This is a genomic window from Nocardioides sp. NPDC087217 (assembly GCF_044744805.1).
Classification (GTDB): domain Bacteria; phylum Actinomycetota; class Actinomycetes; order Propionibacteriales; family Nocardioidaceae; genus Nocardioides.
Window position 1 is genome coordinate 65,967 of the sequence record NZ_JBIUZB010000006.1, and the last position, 15,524, is coordinate 81,490.

A 15,524-nucleotide genomic window follows, 5' to 3' on the forward strand; every position below is an offset into this window, starting at 1 on the left:
ACCCGGTTAACCGGGTATCCCTACCGCTTCGCTCAGCTCAGACGGCGTATCCGATAGACGGGTACGCCGTCTTCGGCTTCCACCTCGCCGACGAACTCCTGGCCGCGCATGCGGGCCCAGGCGGGTACGTCGTGGTGGGCGGCCACGTCGTCGGCCGCGACGGCGATGACCTCGCCGACCTCGACGTCGCCGAGGTGGCGGCCGAGCTCGATGATCGGTCGCGGGCAGGCCTGGCCGCGGCAGTCGAGAACGACCACGGGCGCGCTCACAGCCCGGCCTCGGCGCGCAGGTCCTTGACGATCCCGGGCAGTGCGTCGAGCACGCGCTCCACATCCTCTCGCGTCGTGTCGCGGGTCAGCGATAGCCGAACGTTACCGTGTGTCAGCGCTCCCATGGCAGCAAGCACGCGAGAGGGTTCGCGGGTGTCGGAGGTGCAGGCCGAGCCGCTGGCGACACCGGCGCCGATGCGGTCCAGCGCGGTCACCAGCGCCTCGCCGTCGACGTACAGCGCCGAGAAGGTCACCAGGTGGGGGAGCCGATCCTCGGCGGGCCCGGCGACGTCCACGTCGGGGATCTCCGTCCGGACCCGCTCCCTGACCAGCGCGACCAGCTCGTGCTGGCGGGCGTTGACCTCCTCGCGCTCGGCGACGACCGCCTGGAGCGCGGCCGCGGCCGCCAAGGCCCCGGGGATGTTCGTGAACCCCTGATCCGTACGCGACCACTCATCGCCCGGGAACGGCCAGCGCCACCGGGCGGACCGGCGTACGACCAGCACTCCCACACCACCGGGACCACCCCACTTGCGGGCGGAGCCGGCGATCGCGTCTCCGACCGACGGCAGTGGCAGCCGTCCCATGGCGGCGCCGGCGTCGACGAAGAGGGACGCCGTGCCGGCGGCGGAGGCGACCTCGTCGAGGGGCTGGAGCGTGCCGACCTCGTGGTTGGCCTGCTGGACCGCGATCACGTCGACGTCTCCGCTCTGCACCGCTTCCCGGACGGCGGCGACCTCGACCCGGGCCTCGCCGTCCACGGCCAGCTCGGTGACGGGGGAGCGCTGCGACCATCGTGCGGCGTCGATGACGGCTTGGTGCTCGACGGCACTGTGACCTATGCCACCTGATCCGAGCCCCAGCAGGCCGGCGTGCACGGCGGCGGTCCCCGAGGATGTGAAAAGCACCTCATCTCGACGCACCCCCAGCGCCTCGGCGACAACCTCGCGGGCGTTCGCGAGCAGCAGCCCGGCGTTACGGGCCGGCCGGTGGAGGCGGCGGGGGTCGGCGTACCCCTGATCGGCCGCGGCGAGCAGCACCTCCCGCGCGGCGGGATGGAGCGGCTCGGCCGAGGCGGCGTCGAGGTAGGTGAAGCGGTCGGTCACAGAACCCAACGGTAGCCATACGCGACATGAGGAACCCCTGAAGATGAATCCGGAGGCGCTCGCGGTAGTCTGCCGACATCTGAGTGTTCGCATGAGAGAGAGGCTCGTAGTGGGTCTGCACTTGCCAGGGGCCGGAACGACTCCGTCCCACGCCCGCGCCCGACGTGGTGCGCTGGTGGCGACGCTGACGGCCGGCGCCCTCCTGCTGAGTGGCTGTACGGACGAGGCGGCGCGTTTCGGCTTCCCCGAGCCACGTTCTGAGCAGGGGGAGCACAACCTCGCCCTGTGGCAGGGCGCATGGATCGCCGCGTTGATCACGGGTGTCCTGACCTGGGGGCTCATCTTCTGGGCGATCTGGCGCTACCGGCGCCGCAGCGATGCCGACGTCCCGGTCCAGACGCGTTACAACCTGCCGTTGGAGATCTTCTACACGATCGCCCCGGTCCTGATGGTGATCGTGTTCTTCGACCACACCGTCAAGGTCCAGAACGAGATGCTGGACGACGGCAACCCGACCAACGTGATCGAGGTGACCGGCCAGCAGTGGCAGTGGACCTTCAACCACGGCATCGGTGAGCCCGACCTGAGCGCGGACGAGAACCTCGTCGACGACGAGTTCGCCTACGACAGCTACGGCTACGTCGTGGGCACGGGCTCGCACATCCCGACGCTGGTCCTCCCGGAGAAGACCACCACGCGGTTCAACCTGCGCTCGGCCGACGTCATCCACAACTTCGGCATCCCGGACTTCGGCATGAAGATGGACGTCATCCCGGGTCGGGTGAACCACTACTCGATCACCACGAAGGAGGCCACGGCCACCTTCGACCCGAGCGCGGAGGACCTCATCGAGGGCACCACCTTCCGCGGCGCCTGCTACGAGCTCTGCGGCGTCTACCACGCCCGGATGATCTTCAAGGTCGCGATCCTCTCCGAGAGCGACTACAAGTCCTACGTCGACACGCTGGCGCAGAACGGCTTCGAGGCCGAGCGCCCGCTGCTCGGTGGTGGCAAGTCCACCCGCCCCGCCGACGACATCCCCACTCACGAGGAGGAGGGCGAGTGACCGCCACCGCTGCGCGCCCGGTCACCGAGGGCCGCAAGCCGCTCGGAACGCAGATCTACCAGCTGCTGACCACCACCGATCACAAGCTGATCGGCAAGATGTACCTGGTCACGTCGTTCGTCTGGTTCCTGATCGGCGGCCTGATGGCGCTGCTGATGCGCTCGGAGCTGGCCTTCCCGGGACAGCAGGTCGTCAACGACGAGCTGTTCAACCAGCTGTTCACGATGCACGGCACGATCATGCTGCTGCTCTTCGCGACGCCGTTGTTCTTCGGCTTCTCCAACGTGATCATGCCGCTGCAGATCGGCGCACCTGACGTCGCCTTCCCGCGGCTCAACATGTTCAGCTACTGGCTCTACCTCTTCGGCAGCCTGATCGCGGCCAGCGGCTTCCTCACCCCGACCGGTGCGGCCGACTTCGGCTGGTTCGCCTACACGCCGCTGTCCAGCGCGCAGTACTCGCCGGGTGTCGGTGGCGACCTGTGGATCATGGGTCTCTACATGGCCGGTCTGGGCACGATCCTCGGCTCGGTCAACTTCATCACCACGATCATCTGCATGCGGGCGCCGGGCATGACCATGTTCCGGATGCCGATCTTCACCTGGAACACCCTGATCACCGCGCTGCTCGCGCTGATCGCGTTCCCGATCCTGGCCGCCGCGCTGCTGATGCTCGAGTCCGACCGCCAGTTCGGCTCCCACGTCTTCGACGCCGCCCATGGTGGCCCGATCCTGTGGCAGCACCTGTTCTGGTTCTTCGGTCACCCCGAGGTCTACATCATCGCGCTGCCGTTCTTCGGCATCATCTCCGAGATCCTCCCGGTCTTCAGCCGCAAGCCGATCTTCGGCTACATCGGCCTGGTCGCCGCGACCCTCGGCATCGCGATCCTCTCGGTGGCGGTGTGGGCGCACCACATGTTCGTCACTGGCGCGGTCAACCTGCCGTTCTTCTCCGGCATGACCTTCCTGATCGCAGTGCCCACAGGCGTGAAGTTCTTCAACTGGATCGGCACGATGTGGGGCGGATCGGTCAGTTTCGACACCCCGATGCTCTGGTCGATCGGCTTCCTGACGACCTTCCTCTTCGGTGGTCTGACCGGCATCATCCTGGCGAGCCCGCCGCTCGACTTCCAGGTCTCCGACTCCTACTTCGTGGTCGCGCACTTCCACTACGTGGTCTTCGGAACCGTCGTGTTCGCGATGTTCGCCGGCTTCTACTTCTGGTGGCCGAAGATGACTGGCCGGATGCTCGACGAGCGCCTCGGCAAGGTTCACTTCTGGCTGCTGTTCGTCGGCTTCCACGCGACCTTCCTCGTCCAGCACTGGCTGGGTGTCGAGGGCATGCAGCGACGCATCGCCGACTACCTGCCCAGCGACGGGTTCACCTTCCTGAACCAGTTCTCGACGGTGGGCGCGTTCCTGCTGAGCCTGTCGATGCTGCCGTTCTTCTACAACCTCTACATCTCGCGCAACGCCCCCAAGGTCGAGGTGGACGACCCGTGGGGTTGGGGCCGCTCGCTGGAGTGGGCCACCGCCTGCCCCGCGCCGCGCCACAACTTCGTCTCCATCCCGAAGATCCGCTCGGAGTCCCCGGCCTTCGACCTCCACCACCCGGAGATCGCCGCGCTGGAGCACGATGAGGACGATCTCGCCTCCACCAGCTCCAACAAGGAAGGCTGACCCCGATGAAGTCTGAAGCCTGGATCTTCGTGGTCTGCACCGTCTTCATGGTGCTGGTCACGCCGGCCTACTGGTTCGTCACCGCGGCCTCCGAGGAGGGCGGCGACTGGACCGGCACCTCGGCGCTGGTGATGTGCACGCTGCTGTTCGCGATGATCACCGTCTACCTCGGCTTCCACGCCATCAAGATGGACCCGCGTCCCGAGGACCGTGAGGACGGCGAGATCGCCGAGGGCGCCGGGGAGTACGGCTTCTTCCCGCCGTTCTCCTGGTGGCCGCTGTGGGCCGGCCTCACCTTCGGTCTGGTGGTCCTCGCCGTCGCGATGGCCGCCTGGTGGCTCCTCATCATCGCCGCCGTGCTCGGCCTGCTGGCCCTCGCCGGCTGGAACTTCGAGTACTACCGAGGCGAGTTCAAGCACTGAGCAGATGAACGTACGCGGGGCCCGATCCGAGATGGATCGGGCCCCGCTTCCCTTCTTGGGAAGCTCTTGGTGATGCCCGGTAGGGTTATCGCGCCCACGTCCCGGTTCAGGGCGTCGGGGTAAATGAATCAGGTCTGGAGCAGTCTCACCGTGTCAACGCAGTCACCGTTTCGCCGCCCGTCCGTGTTTGCCCGCCGCCGGGTGCTGTTGACCACCGCAGCGGCGGCCCTCGCGCCTGTGCTCGCCGCGTGCGGGGCGGACCCGGCGTCAAAGGAGCCCAAGAAGCCCACCGAGCCGACGGTGCAGATCACGCCCAACATCGAGAACGACGCCACCGGCGTCGCGGTCGACAAGGTCGTCAAGGTCGATGTGGCCAAGGGGCGTCTCGACGAGGTCATGCTGACCGGCGCCAAGGGCACCAAGGTGCGGGGCACGATCACCGAGGACGGGCTCAGCTGGAGCGCGGGTGAGGTGCTCGAGCCGACCGCCTCCTACACCCTCGCGGTCACCGCCACCGGCGACGACGGTCTGGAGCAGACGAGCCAGATCAAGTTCTCCACCGAGGATCTCGGCCTGGACCGCCAGACCTACCCCTCGATCGCGCCGCTCGACGGCGAGACGGTCGGCGTCGGGATGCCGATCATCGTGACGTACGACCTGCCGGTGAAGAACAAGGCCGCCTTCGAGAAGAAGATGATCGTCGAGTCGACCCCGAAGCAGGAGGGGTCGTGGTACTGGGTGAGCGACAAGGAAGTGCACTACCGCCCGCGCACCTACTGGCAGGCCAACTCCACGATCAACGTGAAGCTCAACATCAACTCGGTCCCCGCCGGTGGCGGCATCTTCGGCCAGAAGGACCGCGAGATCACGTTCAAGACCGGTGACGCGCACATCTACCGGGCCAATGCGCAGACCCACCAGATGGAAGTCTTCAAGAACGGGCAGAAGATCCGAACCATCCCGATCACGACCGGCAAGGAAGGGTTCATCACCCGCAGCGGCGTGAAGGTGATCATCGAGAAGTTCAAGCGCAAGACCATGAACTCCGAGACCATCGGGATCAACCAGGGCGACCGGGAGTACTACAACATGGAGGGCGTGAAGTGGGCCATGCGGCTGACGTTCTCCGGTGAGTTCATCCACGGCGCGCCGTGGTCGGTCGCGCAGCAGGGCAACGCCAACGTCTCCCACGGCTGCACCGGGATGAGCGACGAGAACGCCAAGTTCCTCTACGACATGACCCGCCGCGGTGACGTCGTCGAGACCGTCGGCACCAACCGGGAGATGACCTTCAGCAACGGCTGGGGCGACTGGAACACCTCCTATGACGAATACCGGGCGGGGTCTGCCCTCGCCTGAGTCGACATTGTGCATTGCAGTAATTAGCGTGCGACATCGTGTGGTTGATGCTTGAACCTGATGGCGACTTTACCTACGTTCCACCTAACACGTAATCGCGTTGCGCAGGGCTGACCCCGACGGCCCGCGCCGCCTTGGAAGGTGGACTCGTTGCCTCGGCCTGTGCTGGTGCTCGACCTGGACGGCACGGTGTGTCTCGGAGACACACCGGCACTTCTCTACGCCACCCGGGTGGCGGACCTCATCGACGCCCCTGAGGCGCTTCTGGAGACCGCAGCGGCGTTCCTTGGGCAGAGACTGCCCGAGACCGCCCCGAAGACGCTGACGGGCGCTCAGGACGGCTATGAGGCGGTCAAGATCCTGGGCCTGGCGGCCGGGGTCTCTGAGGAGCAGCTCAGCGCTGCGTACGTCGCGAGCCGGGAGGCGATCAGCGAGCAACCGGGCGACATCCGCACGCCCGACGGGCTCATCGACCTGCTGGACGGGATCGACGCGCACCGGGTGATCCTGACCAACTCACCCGGCGGCCGCGGCCTCGACGCGATCCTGGAGCACCTCGGCGTACGGGACGTGGTCGACGAGGTGTGCACCGACGCGCTCAAACCGACCCGGATGAAGGGGCACCTCGACGCCTTCCTCGACCACGTCGGGGCCGCCGAAACACCCGAGTGGTTGATGTCGGTCGGCGACATCTGGCGCAATGACCTTGCCCCCGCCGTCGAGCGTGGTTGTGTTGCTGCATACGTTGACGCCTTCGACCGCCGGCAGGGACCGGCACATGTTCGTGCAGGATCGTTCGTGGACCTGTACCCCGCAGTCTCGGACTGGTCGAGTGACCCGTCATCCTTCATAGCAGCTCACCCCCTCAAGGAGTCTGTCCAATGTTGAGAACCCCCAGGAACCGGTTGCTGGCGGTCGGTGCCGCCGCATCGCTCGCCCTCTCGCTCGCCGCCTGCGGTGGTGGTGAGGAGAGCACCGCGCCCGCGGAGGATCCCGAGGAGATCGTGCTGTCGCTGGTGCCCTCCGGCGACGTCGACTCGATCACCGAGAGTGCGAAGGGCCTGGAGTCCTTCCTCAGCGACAAGATCGGGATCCCCGTACGCGCCGAGGTGACCGAGAGCTATGCCGCCGCGATCGTGGCGATGAAGGCCGACCAGGCCCAGGTCGCGATGCTCGGCCCGATCGGCATGGTCCAGGCCGAGGACCAGGCCGGCGCGGTGCCGGTCCTGCAGTCGGTGCGCTTCGGCTCGGGCACCTACCACACCCAGTGGTTCACCAACGACCCCGAGACCTACTGCGCCGACGAGGTCAAGGTGGTCGAGGGCTTCAAGTACTGCAACGGCACCGATGCCGCCAAGACCGGTCCCGCCGGTGAGGACGCGCTCGCCAAGATCAAGCCCGGCACCTCGATCGCCTTCGTCGACCAGGGCTCCGCCTCTGGCTACTACTACCCGGCCACCCAGTGGGGTCAGGTCACCGGCGGCGACGCCCTGGTCGACCTCGACGCGCAGTTCGCCGGCGACCACGACGCCGCGGTCCTGGCCGTCGCGCGCGGTGACTACCCGATCGGGGTGAGCTTCGACGACGCCCGCGAGGAGGTCGCGGCCGACGAGCCGAAGGTGGCCTCCGAGGTCGTGGTCTTCGCCTACTCCACCGAGATCCCCAACGACGGCATCGTCGTCGCCGCCGGCCTCTCCAAGGAGCTGCGCACGAAGGTGACCAACGCCTTCACCGCGATGGCGAAGGACCCCAAGGGGCTCAAGACGCTGGAGGCGGTCTACGAGATCGAGGGTCTGGAGAAGGTCGACACGGCCGCGCTGAAGAAGGCGAAGTCCGTGGAGGAGAACTTCGGCGAATGAACGGCACGGATCCCGAGGGTGCGACCGGGGGTGCGACCGGTGGTGGGCACCGCATCGTCTTCGACGACGTCTCGGTGGTCTACCCGAACGGCACCCGCGGCCTGGACAAGGTCTCCCTGACCATCCCGGCGGGGGAGTTCGTCGTGGTCGTCGGGCTCTCCGGGGCCGGCAAATCGACGCTCGTCCGTACGATCAACGGCCTGGTGCCGGTCACCTCGGGATCGCTGACGGTGGGCGGGACCGAGGTGGCCACGGCGCGCGGGCGCCGGCTGCGCCGGCTGCGTGCCGAGATCGGGATGATCTTCCAGGGGTTCAACCTGGTGACCCGCCGCTCGGTGATGGGCAACGTGCTCACCGGGCGGCTGCACGCCCAGTCGTGGGTGCGGTCGGCCCTCGGGCTGCACACCAAGGCCGACACGGAGATCGCCTTCGAGGCGCTGGAGCGCGTCGGGATCGTCGAGAAGGCGTGGGTACGCGCCTCTCAGCTCTCCGGCGGGCAGCAGCAGCGGGTCGCGATCGCTCGCGCGCTGGCGCAGCAGCCGTCGGTCGTCCTCGCCGACGAGCCGGTCGCCTCGCTGGACCCACCGACGGCCAACCTGGTGATGCGTGACCTGCAACGGATCAACCGCGATCTCGGTATCACCACTGTGGTCAACCTGCACTTCCTCGATCTCGCCCGGCGCTACGCCGACCGGATCATCGGCATGCGCGCGGGTGAAGTCGTCTTCGACGGCCCTGCCGCCGAGGCCGACGACGCCGTCTTCGAGAGGATCTACGGCCGCTCGCTGACCGCTGAGGACGTTTTGGCATGAGCGAGCGCCAGCGAGCGACCATAGGCCTCATGCCGCCACCTCCGTACGATTGCGCTCGCGCTACGGAGGTGGCGGCATGAGTCAGGCCACCCTCGACCGCCCCGGCGGTTCGCCGAAGCAGGTACGTCCGGCGCAGCCGCCGCCGAGCCCGCTGCTCATCGGGGGTGTTCTCGGCGCTGTCGCCGTCACCGTGGTGGCGGGTTGGGCGATCGACTTCTCGCTCGCGCCGGTCATCGAGCAGTGGCCGATGCTGACGATGATCCTCGAGGAGGTGGTCCACCCCGAGTGGGCGGAGATCACCGACCCGTCCTCGCGGCTGTGGACCGCGCTGAAGGAGACCGCGGCCATCGCGGTCATCGCGACCTTCGTGGGCTCGCTGATCGCCCTCGGGGTGGCTCTGCTGGGCTCCAAGGTGAGCGCGCCGCCCGCGGTCTACCGGGTCACCAAGTCGGTGATGGCGGTGATCCGGTCGCTGCCCGACATGGCGTACGCACTTGTCTTCGTCGCCGTCGTCACCGGCCCGCTTCCGGGGATCCTGGCGTTGACCATCTTCAACATCGGCATCGTCGCCAAGCTGACCGCGGAGAGCATCGACGCCGTCGATCCCGGCCCGCTGGAGGCGCTCGACGCAGCCGGGGCGACCCGCTGGCAGCGCGCCCGGGTCGCGATCGTGCCTGCCGTGCTGCCCAACTACGCCTCGTACGTCCTCTATGTCTTCGAGCTCAACATCCGCGCCTCCGTGGTGCTGGGCGCGGTCGGGGCCGGCGGGGTCGGGCAGCTGATCATGCTCTACTTCAACCGCGCCGACTATCCCCGGCTGGCGGCGGTCGTGATCGTCATCTTCGTCGTGGTCATCGCGATCGACCTGTTCTCCCAGTTCCTGCGCCGGAGGCTGGTATGACCTCGGCGACAGCGACGACGCGGCCGAAGCCGCCGCCGAAGTGGCCCTACACCGCGGTCGGTCTGGCGCTGATCGGCATCGTGCTGGTGGCCGGATGGTCGCTGGACGATGCCAAATGGGAGCGGCTGCCGCAGTTCCCCGGGGAGATCCTGCAGTACGCCGGGCAGATGCTCGACGGCGTGCTCACCTGGCCGGGGGCGCATCCCGAGGGCCAGGCGGACCCGGAGCTCACCTACGGGGACTGGTGGCTGCAGGCGCTGAAGCTGATGGGGGAGTCGGTGGCGCTCGCCTGGATCGGCACCTGCGTGGGCGCGCTCTTCTCGTTCCCGCTGGCGTTCCTGGCCGCCTCCACCACCGCGCCGCTGGTCGTACGCCTCCCGGTGCGGCTCTTCTTCAACGCCATCCGCGCCGTGCCGGAGATCCTGCTCGCGGTGATCGTGATGCTGCCGCTCTTCGGGCTCAACCCGATGGCCGGAGCGATGGCGATCGGCATCCACTCGATCGGCTCGCTCGGCAAGCTGACGCTGGAGAACATCGAGGCGGTGGACCCACGTCCCGTCGAGGCCGTCGCGGCGGCCGGTGCGACGTGGTGGCAGCGCATCCGCACGGCGGTCATCCCGCAGATGATGCCGGAGACGGTGGCGTTCTGGCTCTACCGCTTCGAGGTGAACATCAGGGCAAGCGCAATCCTCGGCGTCGTGAGCGCTGGTGGAATTGGTGCGCTTTTAAACCGTGTCCTTCGGGGCAGAGAATGGGAGTGGGGTGGAATCATGCTTGCTGTGATCATCATCGTGACGATCCTGGTCGACCAGCTGTCAGCAGCGCTGCGTCACCGGATCCTGCACGGCGCCGAAGCCACTGCGGTGGCGGTATGACCAGCGCGCCGGTTCTTCCAGCCATCAGGGCCGCGATGCCGCGGCTCAACCCTTCCGAGCGCGCGGTCGCCGAGGTCGTGCTGACCCGTTCGGAGTGGGCCATCGAGGCGACCACCGCCGAGATCGCCGCCGAGGCTTCCGTCTCGACCGCGACCGTGGTCAGAGCCGCGCAGAGACTCGGGTTCCGCGGTTTCCCGCACCTCAAGGTGCTGCTGGCGCGCGACCTGGGCACGGCCAAGACCGAGACGACCGAGGGAGGCAGCCCGCTGACGGTGGTGCGCTCCTTCTTCGCCGACATCGCCGACTCCGCCTCCGACATGGTCGGGCTCCTCTCCGAGGAGCAGGTCACCCGGGCCGTGGAGCTTCTCGCCGAGGCTCGCTCGATCCTGGTCGCAGGGACGGGCGTCTCCTCGCCGGTCGCCCAGGACATCGCGATGCGACTGGGCTCCCAGGGGCTGAGCACCGTCGCGCCCAGCGACCATCTCGACCAGCTCATCCGGGCCCGTCTGCTCCAGCCGGGCGACGTCTGCGTCGTAGTCAGCGGCACCGGCGCCACCGCGCCCACCATCCAGGTCGCTCAGGCGGCCGTCGCCGGGGGAGCGGCCGTCATCGCGCTGACCTCCTTCACCGGCACCCAGCTGACCAAGCTCGCGGAGGTCGAGCTGGTCACCCCGCAGGGCGGTCGCGCCGGGTTCCGCCAGGAGCTCGACTCGATCATCCGGATCCCGCAGCTCATCCTCGGCAACGCACTCGTCGCCGCCGTGGCGGCCCGCGACCCCGAGGCTGCGGCCAACGTACGTGCCCGGGTGCTCGAGGTCGTCGGCGGCGAGCTCGACCCGCAGGGCTGACCACCCAACAAGGCCGAGTCGGCCCGTTCGTACGCGAAGAAGCACCGAGTCGGCGCGTTAGAACGCGCCGACTCGGCATGTTTCAGAGGTACGCCGCGAGAAGGTCTGCTTCGGCGCGGAGCTGCTCCGCCTTCTCGCCCGCGCCATGGGACTCCAGGTCCGTCGCGGCGCTCAGCCGCTCGGTCTGCTCAGCGGAGATGATGCCTCGGACATCGTCATCGGTCAGGTCGCGTCTCGCGGCCTCGGTGGCACCCACGCCGCTCGCGGCGCCGGCGATCGGTCCGTCGCTCACGAGGGCCTCCTCCGCCACCGGGAGGGCCTCGGCGTTGGCGATGGCGGACAGCGTCGAGCGGAGGACGGCCGTGGCCGTGGTGTCGCGCGCCTTGCGGGCGGTGAGGAGGTCGGCTCGGAGTCGAGCCTGGAGGCCGGTCATGTGCTGGACCCTAGGATCCGCGTCCGGTCGCGAGCAACCGGGTTTCGGCCGCTGGAACGCCCAGAAAACGCACGTGGCGCCGTCCCCCGCAGGGAACGGCGCCACGTGGCGTACGGCTTCAATATCAGCGGCTGAGGGGCTCCTCGATCGCCGAGTGACGGTGATCGTCGAAGTCGTGACCGTCGACCTGGTGACCCTCGTGGGCGGCCAGCTCGTGGGCCTCGTGCTCGGCGTGGTGGTGCGCCTCGCTGAGCTCCTCGGGGGTCGGCTTGTCCACGTCGTGGTCGTAGTAGAAGGCCCGGAGCTTCGCACGGAGCGAAAGCTTGCCGTTCTTCTTCAGCTCCGGCTCCTCGCCGGCCCGGCCGCGGTCGCGGACGGTCATGGCGTAGGCCTCGTCCTCGGGAAGCGGGAGGTGCTTCTCGTGGTAGGCGCCCTCCGGCGTACGGATGACCGTGCCGGTCTCGTAGCCGTGCAGCAGCTTCTCGTTGTCGTGACGCTGCAGCGAGATGCACCAACGACGCGTGATGATGAACGCCGCGATCGGACCCAGGAACACGAACGCCCGCAGGAAGTAGGTGATCTGGTTGATCGAGAGGTCGAACTTGATCGCGATGATGTCGTTGCCGCCGGCGGCCCAGAAGCCCGCGTAGAACGTCATCAGCGCGACGAACGTGGCGGTGCGGGTCGGAGCGTTGCGCGGGCGCTGGAGCAGGTGGTGCTCGCGCTTGTCGCCGGTGATCCAGGCCTCGATGAACGGGAGCATCAGCACGACCATCCAGGCCGCCATCGGCAGCACGATGACCGGGAAGAAGATGTTCCACGACCAGGTCGAGCCCCAGAAGTGCGACTCCCAGCCCGGCATGATGCGCAGCGCGCCGTCAGGCCAGCCCATGTACCAGTCAGGCTGCGAGCCAGCGGTGACCTTGGTCGGGTCGTAGGGACCGAACTTCCACACCGGGTTGAGCGAGAAGAAGGCGCCGAGCAGGGCGGTCACACCGAAGGTGATGAAGAAGAAGCCGGTCATCTTGGAGATGTAGTTCGGCACCATCGGGTAGCCGACGACGTTCTTCTCGGTGCGTCCGGGTCCAGGCCACTGGGTGTGCTTGTGGTAGATCAGCAGGATCAGGTGGGCACCGATCAGTGCCAGCAGCAGCGCTGGGATCAGCAGCACGTGGATCGTGAACAGGCGTGGAATGATGTCGTCGCCCGGGAACTCGCCTCCGAACAGGAAGAACGAGATGTACGTCCCCACGATGGGGATGGCCATGATGAACCCGTCCGCGGCCCGGATGCCGGTGCCGGAGAGCAGGTCGTCGGGGAGCGAGTAGCCGGTGAAGCCCTCGAGCGTGCCGAGGAGCAGCAGCGTGGCGCCGATGACCCAGTTGATCTCACGCGGCTTGCGGTGCGCGCCGGTGAAGAACACGCGCATCATGTGGATCATCATCGAGGCGATGAACAGCATCGCCGCCCAGTGGTGGACCTGGCGCAGCAGCAGGCCGCCGCGTACGTCGAAGGAGATGTCCAGCGTCGAGGCCATCGCCTCGGACATGTCGATGCCGCGCAGCGGCGCGTAGGAGCCCTGGTAGGTGATCTCGGCCATCGAGGGCTTGAACCACAGGGTCAGGAAGGTGCCGGTGACCAGCAGGACCACGAAGCTCCACAGCGCGATCTCACCCAGCATGAACGACCAGTGGTCGGGGAAGATCTTGCGGGAGAGGAACTTGCTCAGCCCGCCGATGCCGAGGCGCTCGTCGGCCCAGTTCGCGGCCGCGCCTGCCTTGGTCGGCTTGCCCGCCGGGGCAGCGGCTTCGGTGCCGTTGCTGGCGGCAACCTTGGACGTGTCGGTGCTCACTGGCCGCCCTCCTTGTAGCCGTACTGCTCAGCATCGGCGGCGTGGTCCTTGGACCAGTCGTCGAAGATCTCGTCGATGTCGTAGGTGTTGCGCTCCCAGAAGCTGACGCCCACAGGCTCAGGGTAGTCCGAGAGGGCAACGAGGAAGCCGTCCGCGTCGACGCCCAGGGGCAGCTGCGGGAGGTGGCGGCCGGCCGGGCCGAAGATGACCTTGCCGTGGTCGGCGAGGTCGAAGGTCGACTGGTGGCACGGGCACAGCAGGTGGTGGGTGGTGCGCTCGTTCAGCGAGATCGGGCAACCGACGTGGGTGCAGATCTTGGAGTAGGCCACGATGCCGTTGACCGACCAGTTGCGGGTCACGTCGTTGTCGATGTCGTTGGGGTCCATCCGCAGCAGGATGGTGGCCGCCTTCGACTTGGCAATCTGCAGCGGCGCGCCGTGCAGGCTGCCGTCGAAGATCGTCGCCGGCTCGGCGTTGACCAGGTCACCGATCTCCAGGTCGCCCGGGCGGATCGGGGTGCCGACCACGTCGCGTACGACCCGCACGCCGGCATCCCAGACGGTGTGCTCGAGGCCGGCGCCCGGGTAGGGCTGCTCCTCGGTGATCTGGGCGTTGGTCTGACCCAGGTCCCTGAGGATGACGACCGCGGGCAGGCCGAGCAGGGCGGCCGAGCCGATCATCGCGTTGCGGATGAAGGGACGGCGAGCCATGCCGGACTCGTGGAGCGCGGCCTTGAGCTCGGCGACCGCGGCCTCGCGGGTGGCGGGGGAGGAGGCGGCCGGGTGACGGTCCTCGGAGTGCTCGATGTCGACGACGAGCTTGCGGGCCCACTGGATGACGCCGATGCCGAGGAAGAGGAGGGCGAAGCCGAGGCTCGATCCCAGCGCCAGGTTGGAGGCGCCGAAGCCGGCCCAGACGTCACCGTCGTAGCCGGGCTCGATGGTGAAGTACGCGACGACGAACAGCACCGAGCAGATCGCGGAGAGACCGAAGAAGGCGCTCACCTGGCGCTCGGCGCGCTTCTCTGCCTTGGGGTCGACGTCGGTGGGACGCCAGTGATGCTCGTGCATGCCCGGGTCGGGCAGCAGCGCGTCGGTGTGCGCGTTGAGCTCGGGGTGCGAGTCGTCGTGCTTCTCGATCTCGCTGAGGTCGCTGCTCACTTGGCAGATCCCTTCTTGGTCTGGTTGGTGCGCGTGGTGTGCGCGGCGATCCAGACGGCGAACGCCACCAGGACGCCGAGCCCGACGACCCACGCGACGATGCCTTCGGTCACCGGACCGAGCGAACCGTTGTTGAAGCCGCCGTAGTCGGGCTGTTCCTTCATCGACTCGACGTAGGCGATGACGGCCTTCTTCTCCTCCGGGCTGATGTTGCCGTCGGAGAAGGTGTCCATGGACTGCGGACCGGTCAGCATCGCCTGGTAGATGTGCTTCGGGTCGGTGTTGAGGATGCTCGGAGCCTCGCCGCCGCGCGGCATGGCGCCGCCGGCGCCGGTGAAGTTGTGGCAGGCGGTGCAGTTGGTCAGGAAAATCTGGCCACCGAGGGCGACCGCCGCCTCACGCTCCTCCTCGGAGGCGAAGGTGTCCGGGTCGTACTGCTCCGGCTCCGGGACGGCCGGGCCGGGGCCGAGGCTGGCGACGTACGCGGCCAAGGCGTCGATCTCGTCCTGGTTGAAGCTGGGGTCCTTGACCTCGACCTGGGCGCCGGGCTGGGCCATCGGCATGCGGCCGGTGCCGACCTGGAAGTCGACGGAGGCGGCACCGACACCGATCAGGGAGGGGCCGTAGAGCTTCCCGTTCTGGGTGGTGATGCCCTCACCGTTGGAGCCGTGGCAGGTGGAGCAGTTGATCATGAAGAGCTCTTTGCCCTCGGCGACGAGAGCAGCGTTGTCCTTCTCCTGCTCGGCCTGGGAGGCCGGGGCGAGCGCGGCGTACGCGCCGCCGGTGCTCAACAGGGCGACCAGGAGCACGGCGGCACCGGCCAACGGGCGGCGACGGTGCCGCGACAGTCGACCGACGGAGCGGTTCAGTAGACGCACATTCA

General features: G+C 67.9%; 16 protein-coding genes. 10 read left to right on the forward strand and 6 right to left on the reverse strand.

Annotated elements, in window-relative coordinates:
- Nucleotides 1-32: 32 nt before the first annotated feature.
- Both ACIO3S_RS23180 and ACIO3S_RS23185 read right to left on the reverse strand, forming a co-directional pair.
- A complete protein-coding gene (locus ACIO3S_RS23180; RefSeq protein ID WP_160024395.1) occupies nucleotides 33-269 on the reverse strand; it encodes a sulfurtransferase TusA family protein in 237 nt (78 codons plus the stop codon).
- Nucleotides 266-1,375 carry a cysteine desulfurase family protein gene (locus tag ACIO3S_RS23185; RefSeq protein WP_400468032.1) on the reverse strand — a complete coding sequence of 370 codons (1,110 nt, stop codon included), beginning with the start codon at nucleotides 1,373-1,375 and terminating at the stop codon, nucleotides 266-268. Before ACIO3S_RS23185 ends, ACIO3S_RS23180 begins: the two co-directional genes overlap by 4 nt.
- 175 nt (nucleotides 1,376-1,550) lie before the next feature.
- Here ACIO3S_RS23185 and ACIO3S_RS23190 point away from each other — a divergent pair, with 175 nt between their 5' ends.
- The 10 genes from ACIO3S_RS23190 (at nucleotide 1,551) to ACIO3S_RS23235 (ending at nucleotide 11,196) form a co-directional block, all read left to right on the forward strand.
- On the forward strand, nucleotides 1,551-2,441 hold the full coding sequence (locus ACIO3S_RS23190; RefSeq protein ID WP_400468033.1) for a cytochrome c oxidase subunit II: 891 nt from the start codon (nucleotides 1,551-1,553) through the stop codon (nucleotides 2,439-2,441).
- Nucleotides 2,438-4,120 (forward strand): cytochrome c oxidase subunit I, encoded by a 1,683-nt coding sequence (ctaD, locus tag ACIO3S_RS23195; protein WP_400468034.1) that lies wholly within the window; start codon nucleotides 2,438-2,440, stop codon nucleotides 4,118-4,120. Before ACIO3S_RS23190 ends, ctaD begins: the two co-directional genes overlap by 4 nt.
- A 5-nt stretch (nucleotides 4,121-4,125) precedes the next feature.
- Entirely contained in the window at nucleotides 4,126-4,542 is a 417-nt protein-coding gene (locus ACIO3S_RS23200) for a cytochrome c oxidase subunit 4 (protein ID WP_160024391.1), read from the forward strand.
- A 150-nt stretch (nucleotides 4,543-4,692) separates the two neighbouring features.
- Entirely contained in the window at nucleotides 4,693-5,901 is a 1,209-nt protein-coding gene (locus ACIO3S_RS23205; protein ID WP_400468035.1) for an Ig-like domain-containing protein, read from the forward strand.
- Nucleotides 5,902-6,051: 150 nt separating this feature from the next.
- A complete protein-coding gene (locus ACIO3S_RS23210; protein ID WP_400468036.1) occupies nucleotides 6,052-6,789 on the forward strand; it encodes an HAD family hydrolase in 738 nt (245 codons plus the stop codon).
- Nucleotides 6,783-7,760, forward strand: a complete 978-nt coding sequence (phnD, locus tag ACIO3S_RS23215) for a phosphate/phosphite/phosphonate ABC transporter substrate-binding protein (RefSeq protein ID WP_400468037.1) — start codon at nucleotides 6,783-6,785, stop codon at nucleotides 7,758-7,760. The genes ACIO3S_RS23210 and phnD overlap by 7 nt, the downstream gene beginning before the upstream one ends.
- Nucleotides 7,757-8,572: a phosphonate ABC transporter ATP-binding protein gene (phnC, locus tag ACIO3S_RS23220; RefSeq protein WP_400468038.1), complete on the forward strand. Its 816-nt coding sequence runs from the start codon at nucleotides 7,757-7,759 to the stop codon at nucleotides 8,570-8,572. Before phnD ends, phnC begins: the two co-directional genes overlap by 4 nt.
- 76 nt (nucleotides 8,573-8,648) lie before the next feature.
- Nucleotides 8,649-9,473 carry a phosphonate ABC transporter, permease protein PhnE gene (gene phnE / locus ACIO3S_RS23225; RefSeq protein WP_400468039.1) on the forward strand — a complete coding sequence of 275 codons (825 nt, stop codon included), beginning with the start codon at nucleotides 8,649-8,651 and terminating at the stop codon, nucleotides 9,471-9,473.
- Nucleotides 9,470-10,348, forward strand: a complete 879-nt coding sequence (gene phnE / locus ACIO3S_RS23230; RefSeq protein WP_400468040.1) for a phosphonate ABC transporter, permease protein PhnE — start codon at nucleotides 9,470-9,472, stop codon at nucleotides 10,346-10,348. The genes phnE (ACIO3S_RS23225) and phnE (ACIO3S_RS23230) overlap by 4 nt, the downstream gene beginning before the upstream one ends.
- The gene (locus ACIO3S_RS23235) at nucleotides 10,345-11,196 is read left to right on the forward strand and encodes a MurR/RpiR family transcriptional regulator (protein ID WP_091049949.1); all 852 of its coding nucleotides are present in this window, start codon (nucleotides 10,345-10,347) and stop codon (nucleotides 11,194-11,196) included. Before phnE (ACIO3S_RS23230) ends, ACIO3S_RS23235 begins: the two co-directional genes overlap by 4 nt.
- 82 nt (nucleotides 11,197-11,278) lie before the next feature.
- Here the strand turns inward: ACIO3S_RS23235 and ACIO3S_RS23240 are convergent, their stop codons facing one another.
- The 4 genes from ACIO3S_RS23240 to ACIO3S_RS23255 form a co-directional block, all read right to left on the reverse strand.
- The gene (locus ACIO3S_RS23240; protein ID WP_400468041.1) at nucleotides 11,279-11,629 is read right to left on the reverse strand and encodes a hypothetical protein; all 351 of its coding nucleotides are present in this window, start codon (nucleotides 11,627-11,629) and stop codon (nucleotides 11,279-11,281) included.
- 124 nt (nucleotides 11,630-11,753) lie between these two features.
- A complete protein-coding gene (locus ACIO3S_RS23245) occupies nucleotides 11,754-13,481 on the reverse strand; it encodes a cytochrome bc complex cytochrome b subunit (protein ID WP_400468042.1) in 1,728 nt (575 codons plus the stop codon).
- Nucleotides 13,478-14,641 (reverse strand): Rieske 2Fe-2S domain-containing protein, encoded by a 1,164-nt coding sequence (locus ACIO3S_RS23250; RefSeq protein ID WP_400468043.1) that lies wholly within the window; start codon nucleotides 14,639-14,641, stop codon nucleotides 13,478-13,480. Before ACIO3S_RS23250 ends, ACIO3S_RS23245 begins: the two co-directional genes overlap by 4 nt.
- Entirely contained in the window at nucleotides 14,638-15,519 is an 882-nt protein-coding gene (locus ACIO3S_RS23255) for a c-type cytochrome (RefSeq protein WP_350718894.1), read from the reverse strand. Before ACIO3S_RS23255 ends, ACIO3S_RS23250 begins: the two co-directional genes overlap by 4 nt.
- Nucleotides 15,520-15,524: the final 5 nt, after the last annotated feature.

Coding starts and splice junctions, on each gene's coding strand:
- ACIO3S_RS23200 (WP_160024391.1), top strand. CDS start 4,126: ATGAAGTCTGAAGCCTGGATCTTCGTGGTCTGCACCGTCTTCATGGTG.
- phnD (WP_400468037.1), top strand. CDS start 6,783: ATGTTGAGAACCCCCAGGAACCGGTTGCTGGCGGTCGGTGCCGCCGCA.
- phnC (WP_400468038.1), top strand. CDS start 7,757: ATGAACGGCACGGATCCCGAGGGTGCGACCGGGGGTGCGACCGGTGGT.
- phnE (WP_400468039.1), top strand. CDS start 8,649: ATGAGTCAGGCCACCCTCGACCGCCCCGGCGGTTCGCCGAAGCAGGTA.
- phnE (WP_400468040.1), top strand. CDS start 9,470: ATGACCTCGGCGACAGCGACGACGCGGCCGAAGCCGCCGCCGAAGTGG.
- ACIO3S_RS23235 (WP_091049949.1), top strand. CDS start 10,345: ATGACCAGCGCGCCGGTTCTTCCAGCCATCAGGGCCGCGATGCCGCGG.
- ACIO3S_RS23240 (WP_400468041.1), bottom strand. CDS start 11,629: ATGACCGGCCTCCAGGCTCGACTCCGAGCCGACCTCCTCACCGCCCGC.